The 25,154-nt window shown below is 53.2% G+C and carries 24 protein-coding genes; 6 read left to right on the forward strand and 18 right to left on the reverse strand.

The window, feature by feature from the left end; translation table 11 throughout:
* Positions 1 to 18: 18 nt before the first annotated feature.
* The 3 genes from NHAL_RS16710 to NHAL_RS16720 are packed head-to-tail and all read left to right on the forward strand — an operon-like array spanning position 19 to position 1,864.
* The gene (locus NHAL_RS16710; RefSeq protein ID WP_013034319.1) at positions 19 to 453 is read left to right on the forward strand and encodes a ribulose bisphosphate carboxylase small subunit; all 435 of its coding nucleotides are present in this window, start codon (positions 19 to 21) and stop codon (positions 451 to 453) included.
* Positions 454 to 464: 11 nt separating this feature from the next.
* A complete protein-coding gene (gene cbbX, locus NHAL_RS16715) occupies positions 465 to 1,478 on the forward strand; it encodes a CbbX protein (RefSeq protein WP_238985384.1) in 1,014 nt (337 codons plus the stop codon).
* Positions 1,479 to 1,501: 23 nt separating this feature from the next.
* Complete coding sequence (locus NHAL_RS16720) at positions 1,502 to 1,864, forward strand: hypothetical protein (protein ID WP_013034321.1); 363 nt, start codon at positions 1,502 to 1,504, stop codon at positions 1,862 to 1,864.
* Between the two features lie 255 nt (positions 1,865 to 2,119).
* On the opposite strand, the gene fba is transcribed toward NHAL_RS16720, so the two are convergent.
* The 13 genes from fba to NHAL_RS16785 all read right to left on the reverse strand — a co-directional run bounded on the left by fba (position 2,120) and on the right by NHAL_RS16785 (position 17,561).
* Positions 2,120 to 3,184, reverse strand: coding sequence for a class II fructose-bisphosphate aldolase (fba, locus tag NHAL_RS16725; RefSeq protein ID WP_013034322.1), 1,065 nt, complete (start codon positions 3,182 to 3,184; stop codon positions 2,120 to 2,122).
* A gap of 143 nt (positions 3,185 to 3,327) precedes the next feature.
* Complete coding sequence (pyk, locus tag NHAL_RS16730) at positions 3,328 to 4,794, reverse strand: pyruvate kinase (RefSeq protein ID WP_013034323.1); 1,467 nt, start codon at positions 4,792 to 4,794, stop codon at positions 3,328 to 3,330.
* 78 nt (positions 4,795 to 4,872) lie between these two features.
* Positions 4,873 to 6,051: a phosphoglycerate kinase gene (locus NHAL_RS16735; RefSeq protein ID WP_013034324.1), complete on the reverse strand. Its 1,179-nt coding sequence runs from the start codon at positions 6,049 to 6,051 to the stop codon at positions 4,873 to 4,875.
* A 138-nt stretch (positions 6,052 to 6,189) separates the two neighbouring features.
* Entirely contained in the window at positions 6,190 to 7,203 is a 1,014-nt protein-coding gene (gene gap, locus NHAL_RS16740) for a type I glyceraldehyde-3-phosphate dehydrogenase (RefSeq protein ID WP_013034325.1), read from the reverse strand.
* Positions 7,204 to 7,301: 98 nt separating this feature from the next.
* Positions 7,302 to 9,299 carry a transketolase gene (gene tkt / locus NHAL_RS16745; RefSeq protein ID WP_013034326.1) on the reverse strand — a complete coding sequence of 666 codons (1,998 nt, stop codon included), beginning with the start codon at positions 9,297 to 9,299 and terminating at the stop codon, positions 7,302 to 7,304.
* Positions 9,300 to 9,488: 189 nt separating this feature from the next.
* Positions 9,489 to 10,304 carry a 4-hydroxy-tetrahydrodipicolinate reductase gene (gene dapB / locus NHAL_RS16750; RefSeq protein WP_013034327.1) on the reverse strand — a complete coding sequence of 272 codons (816 nt, stop codon included), beginning with the start codon at positions 10,302 to 10,304 and terminating at the stop codon, positions 9,489 to 9,491.
* Between the two features lie 125 nt (positions 10,305 to 10,429).
* On the reverse strand, positions 10,430 to 11,575 hold the full coding sequence (gene dnaJ / locus NHAL_RS16755) for a molecular chaperone DnaJ (RefSeq protein ID WP_013034328.1): 1,146 nt from the start codon (positions 11,573 to 11,575) through the stop codon (positions 10,430 to 10,432).
* A 165-nt stretch (positions 11,576 to 11,740) separates the two neighbouring features.
* The gene (gene dnaK, locus NHAL_RS16760; RefSeq protein ID WP_013034329.1) at positions 11,741 to 13,657 is read right to left on the reverse strand and encodes a molecular chaperone DnaK; all 1,917 of its coding nucleotides are present in this window, start codon (positions 13,655 to 13,657) and stop codon (positions 11,741 to 11,743) included.
* Positions 13,658 to 13,765: 108 nt separating this feature from the next.
* Positions 13,766 to 14,398: a nucleotide exchange factor GrpE gene (gene grpE, locus NHAL_RS16765; protein ID WP_013034330.1), complete on the reverse strand. Its 633-nt coding sequence runs from the start codon at positions 14,396 to 14,398 to the stop codon at positions 13,766 to 13,768.
* Between the two features lie 78 nt (positions 14,399 to 14,476).
* Positions 14,477 to 15,526 (reverse strand): heat-inducible transcriptional repressor HrcA, encoded by a 1,050-nt coding sequence (gene hrcA / locus NHAL_RS16770; RefSeq protein WP_013034331.1) that lies wholly within the window; start codon positions 15,524 to 15,526, stop codon positions 14,477 to 14,479.
* Positions 15,527 to 15,590: 64 nt separating this feature from the next.
* On the reverse strand, positions 15,591 to 16,319 hold the full coding sequence (gene dnaQ / locus NHAL_RS16775; RefSeq protein WP_013034332.1) for a DNA polymerase III subunit epsilon: 729 nt from the start codon (positions 16,317 to 16,319) through the stop codon (positions 15,591 to 15,593).
* Positions 16,319 to 16,762: a ribonuclease HI gene (rnhA, locus tag NHAL_RS16780; RefSeq protein ID WP_013034333.1), complete on the reverse strand. Its 444-nt coding sequence runs from the start codon at positions 16,760 to 16,762 to the stop codon at positions 16,319 to 16,321. The genes dnaQ and rnhA overlap by 1 nt, the downstream gene beginning before the upstream one ends.
* Entirely contained in the window at positions 16,755 to 17,561 is an 807-nt protein-coding gene (locus NHAL_RS16785; protein ID WP_013034334.1) for a class I SAM-dependent methyltransferase, read from the reverse strand. Before NHAL_RS16785 ends, rnhA begins: the two co-directional genes overlap by 8 nt.
* Before the next feature lie 154 nt (positions 17,562 to 17,715).
* Here NHAL_RS16785 and NHAL_RS16790 point away from each other — a divergent pair, with 154 nt between their 5' ends.
* Positions 17,716 to 18,357 carry a TetR family transcriptional regulator gene (locus NHAL_RS16790; protein ID WP_013034335.1) on the forward strand — a complete coding sequence of 214 codons (642 nt, stop codon included), beginning with the start codon at positions 17,716 to 17,718 and terminating at the stop codon, positions 18,355 to 18,357.
* 70 nt (positions 18,358 to 18,427) lie between these two features.
* On the forward strand, positions 18,428 to 19,477 hold the full coding sequence (locus tag NHAL_RS16795) for a metal-dependent hydrolase (RefSeq protein ID WP_013034336.1): 1,050 nt from the start codon (positions 18,428 to 18,430) through the stop codon (positions 19,475 to 19,477).
* On the opposite strand, the gene NHAL_RS16800 is transcribed toward NHAL_RS16795, so the two are convergent.
* Positions 19,474 to 20,469 carry a dihydroorotate dehydrogenase gene (locus NHAL_RS16800; protein WP_013034337.1) on the reverse strand — a complete coding sequence of 332 codons (996 nt, stop codon included), beginning with the start codon at positions 20,467 to 20,469 and terminating at the stop codon, positions 19,474 to 19,476. The genes NHAL_RS16795 and NHAL_RS16800 overlap by 4 nt on opposite strands.
* A gap of 16 nt (positions 20,470 to 20,485) precedes the next feature.
* Here NHAL_RS16800 and trmL point away from each other — a divergent pair, with 16 nt between their 5' ends.
* Positions 20,486 to 21,001: a tRNA (uridine(34)/cytosine(34)/5-carboxymethylaminomethyluridine(34)-2'-O)-methyltransferase TrmL gene (trmL, locus tag NHAL_RS16805; protein WP_013034338.1), complete on the forward strand. Its 516-nt coding sequence runs from the start codon at positions 20,486 to 20,488 to the stop codon at positions 20,999 to 21,001.
* A 31-nt stretch (positions 21,002 to 21,032) separates the two neighbouring features.
* On the opposite strand, the gene hemF is transcribed toward trmL, so the two are convergent.
* The 4 genes from hemF to purD form a co-directional block, all read right to left on the reverse strand.
* On the reverse strand, positions 21,033 to 21,971 hold the full coding sequence (gene hemF / locus NHAL_RS16810) for an oxygen-dependent coproporphyrinogen oxidase (RefSeq protein WP_013034339.1): 939 nt from the start codon (positions 21,969 to 21,971) through the stop codon (positions 21,033 to 21,035).
* Between the two features lie 261 nt (positions 21,972 to 22,232).
* Positions 22,233 to 22,751, reverse strand: a complete 519-nt coding sequence (gene tsaC / locus NHAL_RS16815; RefSeq protein ID WP_049780733.1) for an L-threonylcarbamoyladenylate synthase type 1 TsaC — start codon at positions 22,749 to 22,751, stop codon at positions 22,233 to 22,235.
* A 48-nt stretch (positions 22,752 to 22,799) separates the two neighbouring features.
* Positions 22,800 to 23,672, reverse strand: a complete 873-nt coding sequence (locus NHAL_RS16820) for a phosphoribulokinase (RefSeq protein WP_013034341.1) — start codon at positions 23,670 to 23,672, stop codon at positions 22,800 to 22,802.
* Between the two features lie 86 nt (positions 23,673 to 23,758).
* A complete protein-coding gene (purD, locus tag NHAL_RS16825) occupies positions 23,759 to 25,072 on the reverse strand; it encodes a phosphoribosylamine--glycine ligase (RefSeq protein WP_041355147.1) in 1,314 nt (437 codons plus the stop codon).
* Between the last annotated feature and the right edge of the window lie 82 nt (positions 25,073 to 25,154).

Raw genomic sequence — 25,154 nt, forward strand, 5'->3', positions numbered from 1 at the left:
CCTAGGAGGATTTAGCTTATGATGACCAATCACGGAAACCGTATCACCCAGGGGCAGTTCTCGTTCCTGCCCGATCTGACGGACGATCAGATCCTCGCGCAGATCAAGTATGCGCTGAAAAATAACTGGGCGGTCAATGTGGAGTACACCGATGATCCCCATCCACGCAATACCTATTGGGAAATGTTTGGCATGCCCATGTTCGACCTGAAGGATCCCGCCGGGATTCTGATGGAAGTTAACGATTGCCGTAAAACTTTCCCCAACCACTACATCCGAGTAACGGCGTTTAACAGTGACCGTGGGGTCGAATCGCCCTGCATGTCGTTTATCGTCAATCGCCCCGAAAACGAGCCTGGCTTCGGGCTAGTGCGGCAGGAAGTGGAAGGGCGCCATATCAACTATACCGTACGCAGCTATGCGACGGATAAGCCGGAAGGCGAGCGGTATTAATAGAGTTGCTGGTGACGGGTCCACAATGGCCCGTCACCAGCGATGATAACGCTGCAATGGGAGCGGATGTCATGAATTATTCCGAGAATACTGAGGCCAGTGAACGCTCAGCCGAACTCACGGATGAGGCGCAAGTAGATCTGGAGGCTGAATTCAAGGCTTCCAATATCCAAGAAGTGCTGGACAAACTAGACCGGGAGCTGATTGGCTTGAAACCGATTAAGACCCGTATCCGTGAAATTGCGGCACTTCTGCTGGTGGATCGATTGCGGAGGCAATTCGAACTAACCTCCGAGACACCCACCCTACATATGAGTTTCACCGGTAATCCCGGCACCGGCAAAACCACAGTAGCATTGCGCATGGGTGAGATCTTGAAAAGGCTCGGCTATGTGCGCGAGGGCCATTTAGTCACCGTGACCCGCGACGATCTGGTCGGCCAATACATCGGCCATACAGCGCCCAAGACTAAGGAAGTCATTAAAAAGGCCATGGGCGGCGTGCTGTTCATTGATGAGGCTTATTATCTCTATAAGCCGGAAAACGAGCGCGATTACGGCCAAGAGTCGATCGAAATTCTACTGCAAGTGATGGAAAACAACCGTGATGACCTGGTGGTGGTTTTAGCCGGCTACAAGGATAAAATGGATCGCTTTTTCCAAAGCAATCCTGGTATGCGCTCGCGCATCGCCCACCATCTTGATTTTCCCGACTATTCGCCAGAAGAACTCATGGCCATTGCCAAGCTCATGCTGGCGGACCAGAACTATCGTTTAAGCCCGGAGGGTGAAAAGGCGCTTGCCGAGTACATTCCAGTGCGCATGAAACTACCCCATTTTGCCAATGCACGCTCTATCCGCAATGCTTTGGATCGGGCACGCTTGCGTCAGGCAAACCGGCTTTTTGCATCGCGCAGCAGTAAACTGACTAAACTCGATTTAATCACGATCGAAGCCGAGGATATCCTTGCAAGTCGCGTGTTTAAGGAAGGCAAGCTCGATACAAATAGTGTTTACGAAGCCTGAAGACAGCATAGGTACTGAGAGCCGTGAAGATATCTAGCGAGACATCACCCCTGCGGGTGCTGCCAAAAACGATTGAAGCGACTGATTTCAATCGTGTGCGGCTCGCGCTGCGGCGGCTAGGGCGGCCCTTGCGAGTTGCATTACCCGCCCACCGCGGGCTTGAAGTCATCTTGGATAACCATATGTGGTTATGCGTGGATAGCTTTCATCAAGATCAACCGGTCCTTGCCTGGCGCTCTTTTGAAACCATCGATCGCTATGGCCTTCACGAACCGGTGCGCTGTGAACTTTGCCTTTACCATACCCATGCGGGACTTATTATGGGATCGGCGATCGAGCAATTGAGCGAGGCGTTGGCAAAACGCCTTACCGAAGCCGAAGCTTGAGTGCTCATTAACCCCTACGGATATCACCGGTCAGGCGCTTTCAACAAGTCTAGCCCAAGGCAGGAATTATTTTTCAGGGCGATAGCAGTTTTCCAGTGGCGGATGCTCTCCTGGTGTGAGCACCCTCAATGGCAGGCCAATGAGTTTCGTTTATCGCTCTCCATCTAGGTTCGTGCAAAACACCCGGGCTAGATACACAAAGGGCGGGATTAAACCCGCCCTTTGTTACCGTTTCCCCACTAGGGGAACCCATCATCAGTTCACTCGCGGGTCTAATTCACCGCTCGCATAGCGCTTGGAGATAACTTCCAAGGAAAGGGGTTTAATCTTGGAAGCGTGACCGGCACAACCAAAAGCCTCAAAACGGGCCTGACAAATATCCTTCATAGCCGCCGTCGAAGCCTTAAGGTATTTGCGGGGATCGAAATTTTTCGGATTCTCCGCCAAATTCTTGCGGACAGCACCAGTCGCCGCTAGACGCAAATCGGTGTCCACATTGACCTTCCGCACCCCGTGCCGGATTCCTTCTTGGATTTCCTCTACAGGCACGCCATAAGTCTCACCAATATCGCCGCCGAACTCATGGATGATCTTTAACCATTCCTGGGGCACTGAGCTAGAACCATGCATCACCAAATGAGTGTCAGGAATCCGAGCATGGATCTCCTTAATTCGCTCAATGGCCAAAATGTCCCCAGTCGGTGGGCGGGTAAATTTGTAAGCTCCGTGGCTGGTGCCAATGGCAATGGCTAAAGCATCCACCTTAGTCTTCTTGACAAAATCAGCCGCTTCTTCGGGATCGGTGAGCAATTGATCGTGGCTGAGCTGACCTTCAGCACCGGATCCATCTTCCTCTCCCGCCATACCGGTTTCCAGGGAACCTAAGCAACCCAACTCGCCTTCCACGGAAACCCCGCCACCGTGGGCCATATCCACCACTTGTCGGGTCACATTGACGTTGTACTCATAGCTTGATGGAGTCTTCATATCCGGCATCAAAGAACCATCCATCATCACCGAGGTAAAACCAGACTGGATGGAGCGCAAGCACACTGCAGGTTCCGCCCCGTGATCCTGGTGCATACAAATCGGAATCTGGGGGTACTGCTCCACCGCCGCCGCAATCAAGTGACGCAAAAACGGCTCACCGGCATAGGAGCGGGCCCCAGCCGAAGCCTGCATGATGACCGGGCTGTCGACAGCCTCAGCCGCCTGCATGATTGCATGCACCTGCTCCATGTTGTTGACATTAAATGCTGGGATACCAAAGTTATGCTCCGCAGCATAGTCAAGCAATTGACGCAACGTAATTAAGGCCATTTTTTTGTCCTCACACAGTTAGCAATATAATCTGATTAAGCTTCTAAAATGATAGTTCTTATTAAATCCTGTAAGTGGCGATTGCCTTATAAAGGCTATTTTATAGCGATCTTGAAGCGCCGATAGGGCGTTGAGGCCTTGAGTCATAATCCCGCAGGCTTGACCATATCGCCGACCTGGACCACCTTCAGCGCATTGGTGCCTCCCTGCACGCCGGTAAGGTCACCCTTAGTAATAATCACCCAGTCTCCATCACGCACCGCCCCTCGACGTTGTAATTCACTGATCGCCTCAGAGTTGATGAGGGCATGATCAGAAGAATTTACATCGAAACTTACGGGGCAAACACCACGATATAGGGTTACCTTTCTACGCGTCTCCACATGCCGCGTCAAGGCATAAATCGGGATAGCGGAACTGATACGGGACATCCATAGGGGGGTAGAACCGGACTCGGTAAGCGCTGCGATCGCCTTGATATCAAAATGATTGGCCAAATACATGGCCGCCATGGCAATCCCCTCATCTACCCGATTAAAACGGGTATTAATACGATGGGTGGAGACGGTAACCTGGTATTGCTTTTCAGCCTCGCGGCAGATTCGGTCCATCGCCGCTACGGCTTTGCTTGGAAAATCACCGGACGCCGTTTCCGCAGACAGCATCACCGCATCGGTACCATCCAATACCGCATTGGCCACATCAAAAACCTCGGCTCGAGTGGGAACCGGGCTTTTAATCATCGTCTCCATCATCTGGGTGGCGGTGATCACCACCCTATTCATCTTCCGTGCCAAGTGGATGATATTTTTCTGCACTGGCGGCAGGGCGGCATCCCCAATCTCAACACCGAGATCTCCCCGGGCAACCATTACCGCCTCAGAGGCAGCAATCATCTCTTCCAAATTCTCTAAGGCTTCGGCACGTTCGATTTTGGCCACAATTCCACCCCGGCCACCTGCAGCCTGAAATAGCTCTCGGGCTTCATTGAGGTCATCGGCACTGCGGGGAAAAGACACGGCCAAATAATCGGCCTGAAGCTTAGCAGCACATTGGATATAGTCCCGGTCCCTAGACGTCAGCGCTTTGGCTGAAAGACCGCCCCCTTGGCGATTGATGCCTTTGTTATTTAACAAAACGCCACCGATCACCACCCGACAAACAATCCTCGGGCCTATGACCTCCTCCACCCACAGCACAATCCGGCCATCGTCCAGAAGTAAAGTATCACCTCGATTCACATCATCCGCCAAGCCTTTGTAATCTACGCCAACTTGGCTTTCATCACCTGACTCGTCCGGCAGACTAACGTCGAGGGTAAAGCGGGCCTTATCCTCCAAATTTGCTTTACCAACCTTGAACTTGGCAATGCGGATTTTCGGCCCTTGCAAATCGGCCAATACCCCCACTTGCCGCCCATAGGCTTGGGCCCGGCTCCGTACCAATTCCACCCGTTCTCGGTGTAATTCACAGGCCCGGTCTAATTCACGGGGACCATGGGAAAAATTCAAACGGACCACATCAACTCCCGCTTCGATGATCTGATCTAAGATCTTCGGATCATCCGTCGCTGGACCTAGAGTGGCGACGATTTTGGTTCGTCTTAGCATAATTTTTCCGGAGCCCTCCCCGATATTATTCTTTGCAACCGAGCAAAACCCCAAAGAATAGACAAAACAGCATTCTAATTACTGGCTTGCACGCTCTTCAAGGATAGCAACTGCCGGTAGTTTCTTCCCTTCCAGAAACTCCAGAAAGGCCCCCCCACCGGTAGAAATATAGGAAACCTGATCACTCACACCATATTTTGCCACTGCCGCTAAGGTATCTCCGCCGCCTGCAATAGAAAAAGCTGGGCTTTCAGCAATTGCCAGTGACAGCGCTTTAGTCCCTTCACCGAATTGATCGAACTCGAACACCCCCACAGGACCATTCCAGACGATAGTCCCTGCCCCCTTTAATATTTGCGCAAAATGCTTCGAGGTCTCAGGGCCAACGTCGAAAATCATATCATCCTCTGTCACCTCGCCGATCCGCTTCAAGGTGGCTTCCGCACTCTCAGAAAATTCCTTACCGCATACCACATCGACGGGCAGCGGGATATCCCCACCCCGCTCCTGGGCCGCAACTCTCAACTGCTTGGCAGTCTCCAATAGATCCGCTTCATAGAGGGATTTGCCCACATTGTAACCTGCCGCGGCGATAAAGGTATTGGCAATACCGCCCCCCACAATCAGCTGATCGACCACCTGTGACAGGCTTTCCAATACCGTTAACTTAGTAGAAACCTTGGAGCCACCCACAATGGCGACGAGGGGCCGTGCAGGATTATCCAAGGCCTTCTCCAAAGCCTCCAACTCTCCTGCCAGCAAAGGCCCCGCACAAGCGGTCGGCGCGTACTGGGCGACCCCGTGGGTAGAGGCCTGCGCCCGATGGGCGCTGCCAAAGGCATCCATCACATAAATATCACAGAGAGCAGCCATTTTCTTGGCTAGGGCCTCATCGTTTTTCTTCTCTCCCGGGTTAAACCGGACATTCTCACATAGAGCCACCTGCCCTTCACTAAGCTCTATGCCCTCTAGCCAATCTGAGACCAAACGGACTTCCTGGCCCAATAAATGAGACAAATGATCGGCCACGGGAGCCAAAGAAAAGGCTGGATCAAATTCACCCTCGGTGGGACGCCCTAGGTGTGACATTAACATAACCTTAGCACCAGCCTGCATCGCCTGTTGAATCGTTGGCAGGGATGCTCGGATACGGGTATCGTCGGCAACCTTACCCCCTTTCAAGGGCACGTTAAGGTCTTCCCGAATCAGGACCCGCTTTCCGGCAAGATCCAAATCGGTCATCTTTAGAATGGACATGGAGCTCACTCCTTGTAAAGGCATGGCCTAAAGGCGAATCGCCCAACTAGGCTAGACTAAGCGTCTCTCAATGTTAATTTCAATGGGATTGCGGTGTGAGGCCGTCCCGAGGGACAGCCCCACGCCCCATTGGCTAACTCACTTGGCATTCATCAGGGCAACGGTGGCATCCAGCATGCGATTGGAGAAGCCCCACTCGTTATCATACCATGCCAATACCTTGACCAAATTGCCTTGCATCACCTTAGTCAGGCTAGCCTCGTACACTGAAGAGGCAGGATCGTGATTGAAGTCCATGGAAACAAGCGGCTTGTCGTTATAAGCGAGCACCCCTTGCAAGTCACCTGTAGCCGCCTCCCGCATCATTCCATCAATGCTCTCCTTGCTGGTATTACGGGAGGCCACAAAAGTCAGGTCAACCAAGGAAACATTAATGGTCGGCACCCGCACCGCAAAACCATCCAATTTGCCATTCAGTTCTGGCAGTACCAATCCGACTGCTGCCGCCGCCCCCGTTTTAGTGGGGATCATGGACTGGGTAGCAGAGCGGGCCCGACGGAGATCCTTATGGTAAACGTCAGTTAATACCTGATCATTGGTGTAAGAGTGGACCGTCGTCATCAACCCATGCTCGACCCCAATATTATCTTGGAGCACCTTAACGAGAGGCGCCAAGCAGTTGGTCGTACAAGAGGCGTTGGAGATCACCGTATCAGAGGCCTTTAAGGAATTATGGTTGACACCATAGACGATAGTGGCATCCACATCTCCACCCCCCGGCGCGGAGATAATCACTTTTTTAGCTCCCGCCTGAAGGTGGGCCGAGGCTTTTTCCTTGGTAGCGAACAAACCTGTACACTCGTGTACCACGTCCACGCCCAATTCCCCCCAGGGCAATTTAGCCGGGTCTCTTTCGGCCAACACCCGAATTTTATCGCCGTTGACGATCAGATAATCGCCATCGACGGAGACTTCACCGGGAAACTTACCATGTACGGTATCGTACTGGGTTAAATAGGCATTGGTATTGGCATCTCCCAGATCATTAATGGCTACGATCTGGATCTCACTGGTACGATTGCGCTCGTACAAAGCGCGCAAAACATTGCGACCAATACGGCCGTAACCGTTGATTGCAACTTTAATCGCCATGGCTCTATCTCCGTTTATTTCAAAAAATTACACTAGCGCTGTTGGAAACGGCCTTGCCACTTTTCCAGGCAGCGTACTGAATAGAAAATTTTACCCGTTTAAGAAATCAACCCTTCGGCAATCTTGGCCAGATTCTCCGCGGTAAGGCCAAAGTGTTTGTACACTTCTGGGGCTGGGGCCGATTCTCCAAAAGTATCAATACCCAACACTTTACCTTCGAGCCCAACATATTTCCGCCAATAGTCGGTGACTCCCGCTTCCACTGCCACTCGAGCCCTAACCTCAGAAGGCAGAACCGCTTCACGATAGGTTTCGTCTTGGGCATCGAAAACATCCGTACAAGGCATAGAAACCACCCGCGCTTTGATGCCCTTGCCGCCCAGCGTTTCAGCAGCTTCCATTGCCAAGGCAACCTCAGAGCCAGTGGCAATCATGATGACATCTGGCTTGCCATCCGTATCACGCAGGATATAGCCGCCACGGCGAATATCTTCCATCTGTTTAGGGGTTCGCTGCTGATGGGGCACCCCCTGGCGAGTAAGCAGCAAAGAGGTGGGTCCATCTCTGCGCTCAATAGCCGCCCTCCAGGAGACCAGACTTTCCACCGCATCACAGGGGCGCCATACCGACATGCGTGGAATATAGCGCAAGGTGGCCGCCTGCTCCACCGCTTGGTGGGTCGGACCATCCTCACCCAAACCGATGGAATCGTGGGTATAGACAAAAATACTTTGCACCCCCATGAGCGCAGACATCCGCACCGCATTACGGGCATATTCGGAAAACATTAAAAAGGTTCCGCCATAGGGAATGAAACCACCATGTAGGGCAACCCCGTTCATAATGGCCGACATCCCAAACTCCCGCACCCCGTAGTGGAGGTAATTACCATCAGCAGCCGTTTTGCCGATCACCTTTGAACCCGACCAATGGGTGAGATTGGAGCCCGTTAAATCCGCCGATCCGCCCAATAGCTCCGGCAGGACAGGGGCATAAGCTTCAATAGCGTTTTGAGAGGCCTTGCGGGTCGCAATTTTCTCGGCCTTGCTATCAGCCGCCTGGAGAACCTCGGCGACGGTAGCCTCCCAACTCTCAGGAAGTTTATTTTGGAGCCGGCGCTGAAATTCCGCCGCCAACTCTGGGTAAGCGGCTTTATAGGCGGCAAACTTTTCATCCCAAGCCGCTTCTGCTGCCTTGCCTTTCTCAGCTACATTCCAGCCCCCATAAATTTCCTCTGGAATCTCAAAAGGAGGATGGGACCAACCTAATTTGTCACGGGTCGCCGCAATCTCATCCTCTCCAAGGGGCGCTCCATGACAATCATGGCTCCCAGCTAAATTAGGGGCGCCATAACCAATCAAAGTCTTACAACAAATCAAGGTGGGCTTATCGGTAGCTGAACGGGCCTCTTCAATGGCTTGGCGTACGGCCTCTGGGTCATGCCCATCGACACCGCGCACAACCTGCCACCCATAGGCCTCGAAACGTTTCGGCGTGTCGTCGGTAAACCATCCGTCCACATCCCCATCAATGGAGATACCGTTGTCGTCATAAAAAGCAATCAGCTTCCCTAATCCCCAAGTACCCGCCAAGGAACAGGCCTCATGGGAGATCCCTTCCATCAAGCAGCCATCTCCGAGGAACACATAAGTGTAATGATCAACGATTTCATGACCATCGCGGTTGAACTGACTCGCTAATATTTTTTCAGCTAGAGCCATGCCCACGGCATTGCTAAGGCCTTGACCCAACGGTCCAGTGGTGGTCTCAACACCTGGGGCATACCCGTATTCGGGATGGCCCGGAGTCTTGGAATGAAGCTGGCGGAACTGCTTGATGTCCTCCATACTTACGTCATAACCGCTCAGGTGAAGCAAAGAATAGAGCAGCATAGAGCCATGCCCATTAGACAGTACGAATCGATCCCGATCCACCCATTGGGGGTTATTAGGGTTATGCCTGAGAAAATCATTCCATAAAACCTCAGCGATATCCGCCATCCCCATGGGGGCACCAGGGTGACCGGATTTCGCCTTTTGCACTGCGTCCATGCTAAGCGCACGGATGGCATTAGCCAATTCTCTGCGAGAAGGCATTGCTTACCTCCTAAATTACGTTAAATTAATCTTGTCTTAAATCTTGCCTTGGCGCGTAGCCTTACCCTACTGCGCTCCTTCGCCAGACAATGACTTTAGGAATTCTATAGGCCCAAGCCTTCTAAAGTGCTCTTATATAACGGGGCGCAATACTCTAGCAGAGAAGCGCCAAAAACGCGAAAAAAACTCTTAGCTTACCTTTTTAGATAGACCAAGTACATCCTGCATATCGTAAAGCCCAGGAGGTTTGCTGCTGACCCAATGGGATGCGCGCATAGCTCCCAAAGCAAAGGTCATGCGGCTTGAGGCCTTATGGCCAATCTCTACCCGCTCCCCGTCCGCCGCAAACATCACGGTGTGTTCACCCACGATATCGCCTGCGCGGAGAGAAGAAAATCCTATGCTTTCCCTTGGCCGTTCACCGCTGAATCCTCGCCGCCCATAAACGGCGCACTGATTCAGATCCCGTCCCAGGGTTTCAGCCACCACCTCCCCCATGCGTAAAGCGGTTCCAGAGGGAGCATCCATCTTATGGCGGTGGTGGGCCTCAATAATTTCAATATCCACCTCATCCCCTAACACCCGGGCGGCCATCTCTAAGAGCTTTAAACAAAGGTTAACCCCCACGCTCATGTTGGGCGCCAGCACGATCGGAATCTCAATAGCCGCCCTCGCAATCTCCTGACGCTGTTCTGGGGTAAATCCAGTGGTGCCAACTACCATAGCCTTGCCCTGGTCTTTGCAGAGGGCTAAATTGGCCAGCGATACTTTAGGCTGCGTGAAATCGATCAGCAGATCAAAAGCCTCCCCATGCTCACTCAAATTACCCACTAGGGGGATTTGCAATGTTCCCACCCCTGCCAGTTCTCCCGCATCACTGCCAATCAGGCTACTGTCAGGACGCTCACTGGCGACTCCAAGGGTAATGCCCTCATACTGACAGGCAGCCTGGATCAAGGTGCGTCCCATGCGCCCGGCGGCACCACTGATAGCTACTCGGATCATGGACCTCATTCCTGGTGACTTCTTCTATGAACAAAAATAACAAACCCGAGGGGGTAAAAATACCTCAAGCCACCTCGGGGGATAGGGTTCGCGTACTTAAATATTTAGGATGAGTTCAAAGGATATCAGAACTTCATTTCTTCAAAGAAGTGTTTTACACCTTCCAGCCAGGAATGATGCTTAGGGCTATGTTTCTTGTTCCGATTCATGGAAGCTTCGAATTTTTCCAGCAATTCCTTTTGTTCTTCGTTTAAATTCACTGGTGTTTCTACCATCACCCGACACAGCAAATCACCTGTGGGTCCGCCACGAACAGGTGCGACGCCCTTACCTCTTAAGCGGAAAACCTGCCCTGACTGAGTCCCTGCCGGGATCTTGAGCTTTGCCCGACCGCTCAAGGTAGGCACATCCAACTCTCCGCCTAAGGCGGCAGTGACAAAACTGACCGGCACTTCGCAGTGGAGAGCATCGCCCTCCCGAGAAAAGATCGGATGCGCTTTGATTTGTATCTGAACATAAAGATCACCTGGCGGCCCACCACTTTCCCCGGCTTCTCCTTCTCCAGCCAGACGGATCCGATCGCCAGTATCTACACCTGGCGGAATCTTCACCGAGAGCGTTTTATGCTCCCGGACCCGACCTTCACCGTGGCAATCAGAGCAAGGAGAACTCACGATCTGGCCACTGCCATGACAACGTGGACAAGTCTGTTGCAGGGAAAAGAAACCCTGTTGCATCCGCACTTGACCATGGCCATCACAAGTAGGACAGGTAATGGGCGAGGTTCCTGGCTTGGCCCCGCTACCCTCACAGGTTTTGCATTTTACATAAGTGGGAATGCGGATCTTGGCGGTGGTGCCTGCAACTGCCTCTTCCAAAGTGAGATCCAAATTATAGCGAAGATCAGCACCCCGATAGGCCTGCCGTCTACCCCCGCGGCCTGCGGCAGCACCAAAGATATCATTGAAAACATCACCAAAGATGTCACCAAAGTTGGGGCCGCCCTCAAAACCATATCCCCCTCCAGCTCCAGGGCCTGCACCCGCACCTACCCCAGCGTGCCCAAACTGATCATAGGCCGTGCGCTTCCTGGCGTCGGAGAGAACATCATAGGCCTCCTGAACCTCTTTGAATTGGTCCTCGGCAGTCTTGTCACCAGGATTGCGATCCGGATGATATTTCATGGCCAGGCGTCGATAGGCCTTCTTAATTTCAGGGTCGGAGGCATTCCGCGCCACCCCCAGAATTTCGTAGTAATCTTGCTTTGCCATTCTCCGAACTATCAGCTCTCCGCCTTTTAGCGCTCAAAACCTCAGCTACCACGGCCAGCATTAAAGCTTTGGCCCATAGCCGTGTTGATCGCTAGATACACCAAGGCACAGGCGCCCTCAGGTTACGCCTGTGCCACCCTCGTTGGGTTACCATCGCTTTTTTTGCTATTTTTTATCTTCCTTGACTTCCTCAAACTCAGCGTCCACAACCCCTTCTTCGGCTGCCTTGCTTTCTTCCCCTTTGGCTTCTTTGGGCTCTTCAGCTTGTTGCCCATAAATGCGTTCGGCCATTTTAGCAGAGGCATCGGTCAACTCCTTGATCCGGGCTTCAATTGCCGCTTTATCATCGCCTTTCATAGCAGTCTTGAGCTCTTCAATCGCTTTCTCAATCCTGCTCTTTTCATCGGCCTCAAGCTTATCGCCTAGCTCCTCCATGGACTTTTCCGTAGCATGAATCAAATTATCACCCTGATTCCGGACATCAATCAGCTCCCGGAACTTGCGATCTTCCTCCGCATGGGTTTCAGCATCCTTAACCATGCCTTCGATTTCATCCTCTGATAGCCCGCTTGAGGCCTTAATGACAATGGACTGTTCCTTGCCTGTCGCCTTGTCCTTAGCGGAGACATTCAAGATGCCATTGGCATCGATGTCAAAGGTGACCTCGATTTGGGGCATACCCCGCGGTGCAGGGGGAATACCAACCAGGTCAAAGCGGCCTAGGGACTTATTATCTGCTGCTCGCTCCCGCTCGCCCTGGAGAACATGAACGGTGACTGCCGTTTGGTTGTCCTCGGCGGTGGAAAAAACCTGCGCTTTGCGGGTGGGAATGGTGGTGTTTTTCTCAATCAACTTAGTCATGACCCCCCCCAGAGTCTCGATACCTAGAGACAGGGGCGTCACATCCAACAACAGCACTTCCTTGACTTCACCCGCCAGGACTCCAGCCTGAATGGCAGCACCCACGGCCACCGCTTCATCCGGATTCACGTCTTTACGGGGCTCCTTGCCAAAAAATTCCTTGACCGCTTCTTGGGCCTTGGGCATGCGGGTTTGTCCACCCACCAAGATCACTTCGTCGATTTCAGAAGCACTGAGTCCCGCATCCTGGAGGGCAATTTTACAAGGCTCAATAGTGCGGGCAATCAAGTCTTCCACCAAAGCTTCCAGCTTGGCCCGCGTGATCCGAATATTGAGATGCTTAGGACCTGAAGCATCCGCCGTCACATAGGGTAAATTGACTTCTGTTTGTTGGCTAGAGGAAAGTTCAATCTTGGCCTTCTCCGCCGCATCCTTGAGGCGCTGCATCGCTAAGGGATCGCCGCGTAAGTCGATACCTTGCTCTTTTTTAAACTCATCGGCGATATAATCAATAACTCGCTTGTCGAAATCTTCGCCGCCGAGGAAAGTATCGCCATTGGTGGATAACACTTCAAACTGGTGCTCTCCCTCCACCTCTGCGATCTCAATAATAGAAATATCAAAGGTACCACCGCCCAGGTCATAGACCGCAATCTTTTGATCGCCCCGTTTCTTGTCTAGGCCGTAGGCCAAGGCCGCTGCTGTAGGCTCATTGATAATACGCTTCACTTCAAGCCCGGCTATCCGGCCCGCATCCTTGGTGGCTTGACGCTGGGAATCGTTAAAATAAGCCGGTACCGTGATGACCGCCTCGGTCACTTCTTCGCCCAGATAGTCCTCCGCCGTTTTCTTCATTTTGCGGAGCACGTTCGCTGAGATTTCCGGCGGGGCCATTTTTTTGCCCATCGCCTCCACCCAGGCATCCCCATTGTCGGCCTTTACAATGTTATAGGACACCATTTTAATGTCCCGCTGGACCACGTCCTCATCAAAACGGCGCCCGATGAGACGTTTAATTGCATACAGGGTATTTTGAGGGTTGGTGATCGCTTGCCGTTTAGCAGATTGGCCCACCAATGTTTCGCCCTCTTTGGTAAAGGCCACCACTGAAGGGGTGGTGCGATCACCCTCAGCATTCTCGATCACGCGGGTCTTATTCCCCTCCATGATAGCCACGCAAGAATTGGTGGTCCCCAAGTCAATGCCAATAATCTTTCCCATGACTCCTCTACTCCAAAAATTCGGTATTCATTCTCTACCGGCGGTTATCCTCCTACCGGCGCCTTATGCTCTACGCTATACCTGACTATGGGGGCACACTAGCCAATTTCAAGCCTGGGTATCCACCCCAGGCGGGATTTGCTCACTCGGTTTAGAGACGACCACCATGGCCGGACGTAACAGGCGGCCGTTTAAAACATAACCCTTGCGAACAACGATCAGTACGGTGTTAGGCGCAACCTCGTCGTTCTCCTGGGTCGATATAGCCTGGTGTAGTTCAGGATTAAAGGATTCGCCTTGAGGGTCTACGGTTTCAATGCCAAATCGGGTTGTGACTTCATCGAACATTTTGAGGATCAATTCGCTCCCTTCTCGCAAAGCAGCCACATCGGCATCTTCAGCCTGGGCCGCCGCCAACCCCATCTCTAGGCTATCCTTAACCGGCAACAGCTCCTGGGCAAACTTCTCCAAAGCATACTTGCGGGCCTTCTCTAATTCCCGCTCATGGCGTCGACGCTGGTTTTCCAACTCGGCTCGTGCCCGGAGCAACTCGTTCCAATGCTCATCCGCTTTGGAGCGGGCATCCTCCAAAAGCCGTTGGATATCCTCCATCTCAGTGGTTTCCGGTGCCGACTCCTGGGCCTTTTCACCACCTTCGGTTGGCACCTCGGATTCTACAGGAGTTTCCGACTGCTCGGTTGCAATGTTGGTTTCCGGAGTAGTTTTCTCTTCGTTGGCCATACCAATATTCTCCAAGTTGCTAGGGCCTGTTAACAGGTCCTAGGGCTTCTACCTAAAACCACAACAGGTGGGGATGGTTTACCTCGGATTCAAGGCTGCGCCTAGTAATCGGGCGGTCACATCCACTAGAGAAATCACCCGCTCATAATCCATTCGGGTAGGTCCAATCACCCCAAGCACCCCCAGCGCGCCTTCGGCAGAGCCATAACGGGCAGTGACCACGCTGCAATCGTCAAATACTTGGTAGCCAGATTCTTCACCAATAAAGATCTGGATCCCCCCGGCATGCAAACACTGATCTAATAGAAGCAGAATATCCTGCTTCTCATTGAAGGCATTAAATAATAAACGCAGGCGTTCTTTATCCGATAGATCCATATAATCTAACAGGTTAGTCTGTCCTGCGACCACACAATCTTCCACCTCTTTCTCAGAAAGAAAAACCTGTCTCGCCATCTCCACCGCTGTTCCCATAATTCGGTCCATATCTTCACGCACCTCGCTCATCTCGGCTAGGAGGTGCTCCCGAACCTCATAAAAATCTTTCCCTTTAAAGATAGCGTTAAGGTAATTGGCCGCCTGCTGCAATTCCGAGTCTGAGTATGGACGGCTGGGATGGATAATACGGTTTTGCACCTCTTGTTCATTCACCACTAAGATAGCGAGCACCCGATTTTCTGACAGTGGCAAGAACTCCACCTGGCGCAGCGCACAGCATTCTCGCCGTGGCACCATCACCACCCCTGCAAAGCGGCTGATTTCGGACAATAATTGGGAAGCTGTGGTCAGCAGTGCCGGAGGTTCCGCCTCCACTTCAAACTGGGCCGCTAGCTCGCGAATGGTGTTGGCACCCAGCCTCTTAGGTCTCAGCAAAGCGTCAATAAAGAAACGATAACCTTTGACAGTAGGAACCCTTCCCGCCGAAGTATGGGGAGAAAACACCAACCCCAACTCTTCCAGATCGGCCATGACATTGCGAATAGTCGCTGGGCTAAGGTCCAATTGACACTCACGGGAAAGAGTCCGGGAACCCACGGGTTCCCCGTCGCGGATATAACACTCTACCATGGCCTTGAGCAGATGCTGGGAGCGCTCGTTTAGCACTAATAGGCTATTGGATCGTGCCATAAACTAGACAACCCCTCTGCTACCTAAAGAAACTCCTCATATTAGCACTCATGCCTACAGAGTGCTAATCTGGCGACTCAATTTGATGCCACAAACAAGCACCGCCACTCACCTTATCAATAGCGGCAAGACGGGCCTGATGGGCCGACCGCTCTTCTTCGCTTGCCCGCACCACTTTAAGGGGCGGCCGCTTAGCCGCGACGGGCCGATATTTCCCCTCTCCCGGTTGAGACTGGCTGTCCTCGCCACCATACCCTCGCAGGCTTAAACTGGCTTGACCCCCAGTCATGGCCAAATACACTCCAGCCAAGATTTCCGCATCCAAGAGAGCGCCGTGTAAATCCCGCCGGGAGTTATCCACCCCATAGCGCTTGCAGAGGGCATCTAGACTGTTTTTCTGGCCTGGATGACGTTGCCGCGCTAGGACCAACGTATCCAGCACCTGACAGTAGAGACTTACTTTTCCCCACTGAGACCCCAATAAGCTCAACTCATGATCCAGAAAACCCACATCGAAAGGGGCATTATGGATGACCAATTCCGCCTCTCTAATAAAAGCTAAAAATTCCTCGGCAACCTCCACAAAACGTGGCTTATCCGATAAAAACTCATTGCTCAAGCCGTGGACTTTCAAAGCCCCTTCATCCACCCGCCGCTCCGGGTTTAGATAGCAATGAAAAGTCTGCCCCGTACGGCGTCGATTGATCAGTTCAACCCCCCCAATTTCAATGATTCGATGTCCCTCTTTAGGCTCCAGCCCGGTGGTCTCAGTATCGAGTATAATTTGCCTCATCAACCTTCCTCCAATTCGGTAATGGCCTTCCGGGCCAAGGCATCAGCCCGCTCGTTTTCTGGATGCCCCTCATGTCCCCGGACCCAAAACCATTCGACCTGATGGGGGGCGACAGCCCGTTCCAGGCGCTGCCATAGATCTCTGTTCTTCACTGGCTGCCGATTGGCCGTTTTCCAACCACGCTGCTTCCAACGGGGCATCCAGCAGGTAATTCCCTGGCGCAGATATTGGGAGTCCGTCGTCAGTCGGACTCGACAGGGTCGCTTGAGGGATTCTAGGGCTTGGATCGCTGCCATCAACTCCATCCGATTATTAGTCGTCCTTGTCTCCATCCCCGACAGGGTTTTTTCTCGTCCCCGGTAGCGCAGCAGGGCCCCCCACCCCCCAGGGCCAGGATTTCCACGGCACGCTCCGTCGGTAAAAATCTCCACAGCCTCAGTCACGGATACGCTCCCGGGCCGTGGGTTCCGCCAGACCAGGTATTTCCAAGCCTTCTTCCTTACGCCAGAGAGGGTCCACCGGATTCAAACGCATCACTTGCTTTTTGGCCACCACCAAATAGCCTCCCGCCAGAAATGGCCACCAGCGCTGCCCTACCCCCTCCAAAAAACGCAATCGCCGCATCAGCCGTGGATGCTGCAAGGGGGGGCGAAATAAAAAATAGCGCAATTCCACCGTTTCAAAACCCAATAGCGCCAACCAATCCCGGAGACGGGTGAGACTATAGAAACGCCCACACCAGGGCACCTGCCCCCACCGCCATAAAAAAAGCCGCCAAAGCCCCCATAAGCTCCAGGGATTGAAGCCTAAAACCACTAAGGTGCCATAAGGGACCAGTACCCGTTGGACTTCTCGCAACACCTGGTGGGGATTAGCCTCATACTCCAATACATGGGGCAGGACCATCCCATCAACGGTCGCGCTGGCAAAGGGCAAAGTATCCGCTCGGGACAATAGACTGGGGGGCTGGGCCTCTGACCAGGTCCCCGTTTCCAATACCACCTGATGCCAAATGCGGCTGGAAGAGAGCAAATCCGTTCCTTTGCGCACGGCACCTAGCTGAACCAAATGGTAACCAAAGAGACCCGGTAGAATTCTCTCCAGCTCCGCCCGTTCGGTTTTCAGCAAACGCCGGCCTAAGGGCTTCTCCAACCAGGCGCAAAAAGCTTGACGGGAAGGATAATCCCGCTTCTGTGACGAACTCTTTGCCTTAGGCCAGATCGGCTCAAAGGTAAGCATCATTCAATACTCCCTTCTAAAATGAGAACCTGTGGGGCAACTTAACCTCTATTATTATTGCACCCTAATCGCATACTATTAAGTGATTAAGATTAAAACGACTACCGTCCCAGAGGACTGCTACACTTTCACTAAACTCAATAACAGGAGATCAGCCATGGAGGAAGCTGTCAGCACCCGTGATATCATCCTTGATGCCGCCTTGGAACTGGCTGAAGAAACTTCCTGGGAGAATGTGCGCCTGCACCATATTGCCCAACGGACAGGTCTAAGCTTGAATCACATTCGCCAATACTTCAGGGAAAAAGAAGAATTGGTGGATGCCTGGCTAGACCGAGCCGATCAGGCGATGCTGGAGGAAACAAGCCGCCCTTACTTTCCCGCCATTTCTCCCCGGGAGCGACTCAACCGCCTATTTATGGCCTGGTTAGAAGCCCTTTCCCCCCATCGCCAAGTGATGCGCCAAATGGTTTTCAATCGGCTTGAACCGGGGCATTTACACATGCAACTCGCAAGCCTATTACGTATCAGCCGCACCGTGCAATGGGCTCGCGAGGCCGCCCAGCGGGATCAAACCTTTATGTTTCGGGCGCTAGATGAAACCGCCTTGACCTCCATCTATCTCATTACCTTTCTCTGCTGGCTGAACGATTCCACCGAATATCACCGGCGAACCCGCCGGTTACTGGATAGAATCCTCCGCACAGGCGAGATCATAGGGTCGCTCAAGCCCCCGTTTTTACGGTCAAAAAAGCAGGAACAAAGTTTCACCGATACCCCCTTCCCCAGCGGTCCTTGAGAACCTAAGAAGAAGAGAACCCCAAAAAATTTTCCCCTATGCAGTGAAATTGAGTCAATTAATCAATTAAATGGACACCCTGACCCATGCCTTGAGCGGTACCCTGCTGGCGCGGGCCACGGCCCCTTCCCAGCGCCACCAGGACCCACTTGCGCTAGGAGAACGGGTCCTGGTGGGAACCTTGGCCGCGGCCTTTCCCGATAGCGATTTTATTCTCCGCTGGGTCACCGACTTGCTCACCTACCTTAATTGGCATCGGGGCATCACCCATTCCGTGATCATGCTCCCCTTCTGGGGAATGTTACTGGCCACCTTGTTTTGGTGGTTTGGAGGAAAACAAAAACCCTGGCGGGCCTATTTGGGGGTATCCCTATTAGGGCTCAGTATTCATATCGCCGGGGATCTCATCACCGCCTATGGCACCCAAATCCTCGCTCCCCTTTCAAATTACAAAGCGGCTTGGCCCACCACTTTTGTCATCGACCCCTGGTTTACCGGTATCATCGTCATGGGATTATTAGGCAGTTGGTATTGGCGTCGCTCCCGCCTGCCAGCGATGGCAGGCTTAGCCCTCCTGGTGACCTATGTGGGCTTTCAGGGGATACTTCGAACTCAGGCATTGGCCCTAGGGGATGAATATGCGCGCCAGCAATCCCTGACCACGATTCAAGTCCATGCCTTGCCTCAACCCCTGTCCCCTTTTAACTGGAAAATTGTGGTGGTAACACCCCAGGAGTATTACCTCAGTCAAGTCAACCTGCTACGCAAGCAACTTGCCGTTCCCGCTTCACCCAATCCCCCTTTTTGGGTTCGCCTCTATACGGCCTACCCGCCACCGGCAGCCATGCGATGGGCTCAATACCGGCTTTACGGAAATCCTGATCAGGAAACCCTGGCCCGCACTGTTTGGCACCAAGAGGCCCTGCAAGGCTACCGCCGGTTTGCTTTATTGCCGGCCCTCTATGCCATCGATCGGGGGGCCGACCATCTGTGTGTTTGGTTCGTGGACTTGCGTTTTACCCTTCCCAGCCTCACTCCACCCTTCCGCTACGGGGGATGCCGTCAAGAAAACGACTCCAGCTGGAAATTGCGCCAATTACTTGGAAATCTCGGCTCTTAGCCACTGATACTGCACCCCGAGACTTCCCCCTCTAGGCGCAAACTGCCGGTCAACTGCGCCACTGTAGCCACTTCATGGCGCTTGAGATAATCCACGATTCCCCCGTTAATTTTGGAGCAAAGGAGGGGATCATAAAACAAGGCCGTGCCTACCCCCACGGTAGTCGCACCCGCAATCAGAAATTCCAGGGCATCCTCACTTGAGGCCACCCCCCCTTGGCCAATAATCGGAATACCATGCTGCCGACATACCTGATAGACCTGGCGCACTTTGAGTAAGGCAATCGGCTTTATGGCGGGTCCCGATACCCCCCCTTGAATATTCCCAAGCAGGGGAGTTCGCTGCTCTATATCAATAGCCATTCCCATCAGGGTATTAATGACGGCAAAGGCATCCGTTCCTGCCTCAATGCAGCGGCGGGCATTTTCTTCAATCGAGGTTTGGTTAGGGGAAAGCTTGGTGATTAGAGGTTTGTGGGTCACCTTGCGGCAAGCCTCCACCACCCGCGCCGACATATCGGGATCATTGCCAAAAGCAACCCCCCCTTCTTTTACATTAGGGCAGGAAATATTGATCTCAATAGCATCGATAGGAGAATCGTCAAAGCCGCGGGTAACCTCCACATACTCTTCAACGGTGGAACCGGAAACATTGGCAATATACCGGGTCTCGGTGAAATCCAACTCTGGTAGAATATGCTTGACCACATAATCCACACCGGGGTTTTGCAAACCAATGGCATTAAGCATCCCCATAGGCGTTTCATAAATCCGATGGGGTCGATTTCCCAAGCGAGGAGCTGCCGTTGTCCCCTTGAGGCACACCGCGCCCACCTCCCGGTTAGAGAAACCCGCCACCCGCGTGTATTCTTCCCCAAAGCCGACACAACCTGAAAGTAACACCAATGGACTTTGTAACCCCAGCCCACAAAAATCAACTTTCAATCTTGCCCGATCGGCCTCGCTTAACTCAGTAGTTAATGTCGCCACCATTTTTTACTACGCCGCAATGTTTCATATCGTGCTATTTGAACCTGAAATTCCACCCAATACGGGTAATATCATACGCCTTTGTGCCAATACGGGCGCTCATCTTCACTTAATTCAACCGTTGGGCTTCGATCTCGACGATAGACGGTTGCGCCGCGCCGGCTTGGACTACCATGAATGGGCCAGGGTTAAGGTTCATCCAAGCCTGGAGCATTTTTCAAGGCGGGTCCAGCCTCGGCAGGTATGGGCCTGCTCTAGCCGCGGACAGCAACCTTATGATAAAGCCCATTTCCATCCGGGTGACGCTCTCTTATTTGGCCCCGAAACCCGCGGCCTCCCACGGAAACTCCTGAATACCCTGTCTCCAAAGCAGGTGCTGCGAATTCCCATGCTCCCCGCTAGCCGCAGTCTTAATCTTTCCAACGCGGTTGCGGTGGTGCTCTATGAAGCTTGGCGACAGCACAACTTTCCCGGGAGCAGGGATGCCGGCGAAGTAGCGCCAGAGCCTCATGGGGACCTCATCTCTAACGGGTAAAGCGTCCCTGTTCACCGCTTCGGACGGCAGCTTATTGCTCCTCCTTTCCCCCCAACCAGTCCTGGGGCTGAAGAAATTTTTCGTAGAGCCGGGCCTCGGGGGTTCCCGCGGCTGGCTGCCAGTTATAGCGCCACTTCACCAGGGGAGGCAAGGACATCAGGATAGATTCGGTCCGTCCCCCTGACTGGAGGCCAAAGAGGGTTCCCCGGTCATAGAGGAGATTAAATTCCACGTAACGCCCCCGCCGATAGAGCTGGAAGTCCCGCTCCCGTTCACCATAGGAGAGGGTTTTGCGCCGCTGGACAATGGGTAAATAAGCCAATATGTAATGATTTCCCACGCTTTGCATGAAATCAAAGCAGCGGGGAAACCCCCATTCATTCAAATCATCAAAAAACAACCCGCCAATCCCCCGGGTCTCCCCGCGATGCTTAAGGTAAAAATACTCATCGCACCATTTTTTATAGCGGGGATAAACCTCTTCCCCAAAGGGAATACAAGCCTCACGAGCGGTGTGGTGCCAGTGGATCGCGTCTTCCTCAAAAGGATAATAAGGGGTGAGATCAAAACCGCCCCCAAACCACCAGATAGGCGCTTCGCCTTCCTTGGTGGCGAGAAAGAAACGGATATTGGCGTGGGAGGTGGGCACATAGGGATTATGGGGATGAATGACCAAAGAAACGCCTAGGGCTTGGAATCGCCGTCCTGCTAATTCCGGCCGTTGCGCTGTCGCCGCCGCAGGGAGCCCCTCCCCAAAGACATGGGAGAAATTGACTCCCCCTTGCTCGAACACAGCCCCCTCAGACAACACCCGGGAGCGCCCCCCACCCCCGGCCGCCCGCTGCCAGTTATCCTCCATAAAGCTAGCCGCCCCGTCCTCCTGTTCCAAGGTGGAACAAATTCGATCTTGAAGATCAAGCAGATAATCTTTGACTACCGCCACCTCAGGCTCATTGCTAGGGTTATTCATCACCACTCCATTATTTAGGTCAGCGCAGGCATAAAAACTTACCGTTTGAGAATCAGGAGAAAAGTCCCCTGGTGCACGCTATAGCGGTTCCCATTTAGGTGGAACTTCATTGGGCTTGGGGTCAGCGTAACCAGACCGTCGGCGGCAGGGACGCCGACGTCGAGCTTCCAAGGACGGATTGACAGCGTGTCTGGCCACGCCTACCCCAAGCGCCTTAGGTCTCATTTAAACGAAAAATACTATAAAAAAACTTACCTCGCTTCATCGAATCCGCTGTCCCGTTCTCCCATCGCGGATCTCACTGGGGCCAGCCCGCCGCCCTATTGCACCTGGGAGAATATAGTCGATGCCAGCGCCCAAGGATCTACGAACCTGTAAGGTCGTGCGCGCCGGGGGACGTCCAGCGCGGTTGGCGCTGGTGGAGACAATGGCAGACCCCACCCTTTGACAGAGGCATGCCGCCAGGGGGTGAGCGGTAACCCGAACAGCCAGGGTATCATGCCGACCTCTCAACCAGCGGGGAACATCCGCCCGAGCGGGCAATAACCAAGTGACCGGCCCCGGCCAAGTCCCTTCAAGACGGGCCCGAATTTGAGCCGTTAAGGGCAACAAATAAGATTGTAATTGGGCAAAATCAGCCGCAATCAAAATTAAGCCCTTATCGACAGAACGCCCCTTAAGCTTAAGGATACGCTCAACGGCTGCCCCTTGCAGGGGATCACAACCCAGGCCAAACACCCCCTCCGTCGGATAAGCGACAACGCCGCCCCCATGAATCATGCGGGCGGCTAATCGCACCGGCCAACTGGGGCATGACCTCACAAATTCTTAACCCCGGGCGCGTTTTTTCTCCATCATGTCGTGGATAATCGGCGTGAGCACAATCTCCATGGCAAGCCCCATTTTACCGCCAGGCACGACCAGGGTATTGGGCCGGGACATAAACGAATCTTTGAGCATACTTAAATAATAGGGGAAATCCGCCATATGGGGATCCCGGAAGCGAATCACCACATTGCTTTCATCCGGCGTTGGAATATCCCGGGCGATGAAAGGGTTGGAGGTATCCACCAAAGGCACCCGCTGAAAATTAATATGGGCACGGGAGAATTGAGGGCAGATATAGTGCACGTAATCCGGCATGCGCTTGAGAATAATCTGGACGACCGCCTCGGAAGAATAGCCCCGATTGAGGCAATCCCGATGAATTTTCTGGATCCACTCCAGGTTCACTACCGGCACTACTCCCACCAACAAATCCACATACTGGGCCACATTAACCTGATCCGTCACCGCACCGCCATGGAGCCCCTCATAAAAGAGCAAATGGCTGTCCGGATCAATAGGCTCCCAGGGCGTAAAGGTCCCTGGGGCCTGGCCATAGGGTTCACCCTCTTCCTCGCTGTGAATATAGAGGCGCTTTTTCCCAGTGCCACGTTCGGAGTATTCACGGAACAAGGCCTCTAGCTTATCTAATTCATTGGCTTCCGGCCCAAAATGAGTCAGGATCTTCCCCTGCTCCTCATATTCCGCGACCTTTTCCTTCATGGCCTGGCGATCATAGCGATGGAAACTATCGCCTTCGATCACCACAGGCTTGATGCCTTCCCGCCGAAACATATCGCTGAAAGCATGCTTAACCGTAGATGTGCCTGCTCCGGACGAGCCAGTCACAGCGACAATAGGATGTGCTACGGACATGTGTCCCTCCTCAATGCTAATTGGATTGCTTTTGATTGAACTGAAATAATTGGAAATTTATGCTTGCAGAAAGGCCCTGCCCCTGGTTACTGAGGATCACCGGGATCCTTCACCCGGCCTGCCTCCCTGGCAACGGCGCGATAGCCAATATCGGTCCGGTAGTAGGCTTCCTTCCAGGTAATTTGCTGAACAAGGGCATAGGCGGTTGCTTGGGCCTGAGTTACCGAATCACCGAGACCGCAGACGCAAAGGACACGGCCTCCAGCCGTCACGATGCGGCCCTCTTTTTCGGCCGTACCCCCATGAAATACTTTGCTATCCTCACGCTCCGGGGCGGGTAAGCCATAGATAGGATCACCAACAGGATAGGAACCCGGGTAGCCCTTCGCCGCCATCACTACGCCCAAGGCTGCGCGGGAATCCCAGGTCACATCGACCTCATGTAAGCGCCCTTCCAAGGCGGCCTGGCATAACGCCACTAAATCCGACCGCAACCGCATCATGATAGGCTGGGCTTCCGGATCTCCAAAACGGCAATTGTACTCTAGCACCCTGGGAGACCCATCCTCAGCAATCATCAGCCCGGCATATAAAAATCCTCGATAAGGATATCCTTCTTCGGCCATCCCTCGCACGGTGGGCACGATCACTTCCTGCATGACCCGCTTGTGAACCGCCTCTGTCACCACCGGTGCCGGAGAATAAGCTCCCATTCCCCCCGTATTAGGCCCCGTGTCTCCACGATCACGAGCCTTATGATCCTGAGAGCTGGCCAAAGGCAAGATGTGTTCACCATCAGTCAAGACAATGAAACTGACTTCTTCACCTCTTAAAAACTCTTCTACCACTACCCGGCGGCCGGCCTCGCCAAAGGCCCCGCCCGCCAACATGCCATGAACCGCATCAATGGCTTCCTGCTCGGTCTGGGCCACCACCACACCCTTGCCCGCCGCCAAGCCATCGGCTTTTACCACAATGGGAGCGCCCTGCATTTTTATGTAAGCGACGGCCGATTCCACCTCGCTAAAAGTCCGGTAACGGGCCGTTGGAATCCCGCAACGCATTAGAAAATCTTTGGCGAAGGATTTAGCGCCTTCTAGGCGGGCAGCTTCGCGATGGGGTCCCAAGCAGCCTAGCCCAGCCTCCTCAAAAGCATCCACAATCCCCAACACTAAGGGAGCTTCTGGTCCCACCACGGTCAATCCGATTTGCTCTGCTGAAGCAAAAGCCACCAGGGCCGGGATATTATCCGGTTTAATGGCGACATTTTCCAATTTAGGCTCCAATGCGGTCCCGGCATTACCTGGCGCCACATAAACCCGATCAACCTTGGGTGACTGGGCCAGCTTCCAGGCAAGGGCATGCTCGCGACCCCCTCCCCCAATCACCAAAACCTTCATATTTGACTGCACCATCTGTTAAAAAAATGTGCAAATAATAGCCCAGGAAAGCTCAAAGCCCAAATGGGCAATGCTAAAATAA

This window comes from Nitrosococcus halophilus Nc 4 (assembly GCF_000024725.1).
In the GTDB taxonomy this organism is placed as follows: Bacteria; Pseudomonadota; Gammaproteobacteria; order Nitrosococcales; family Nitrosococcaceae; genus Nitrosococcus; species Nitrosococcus halophilus.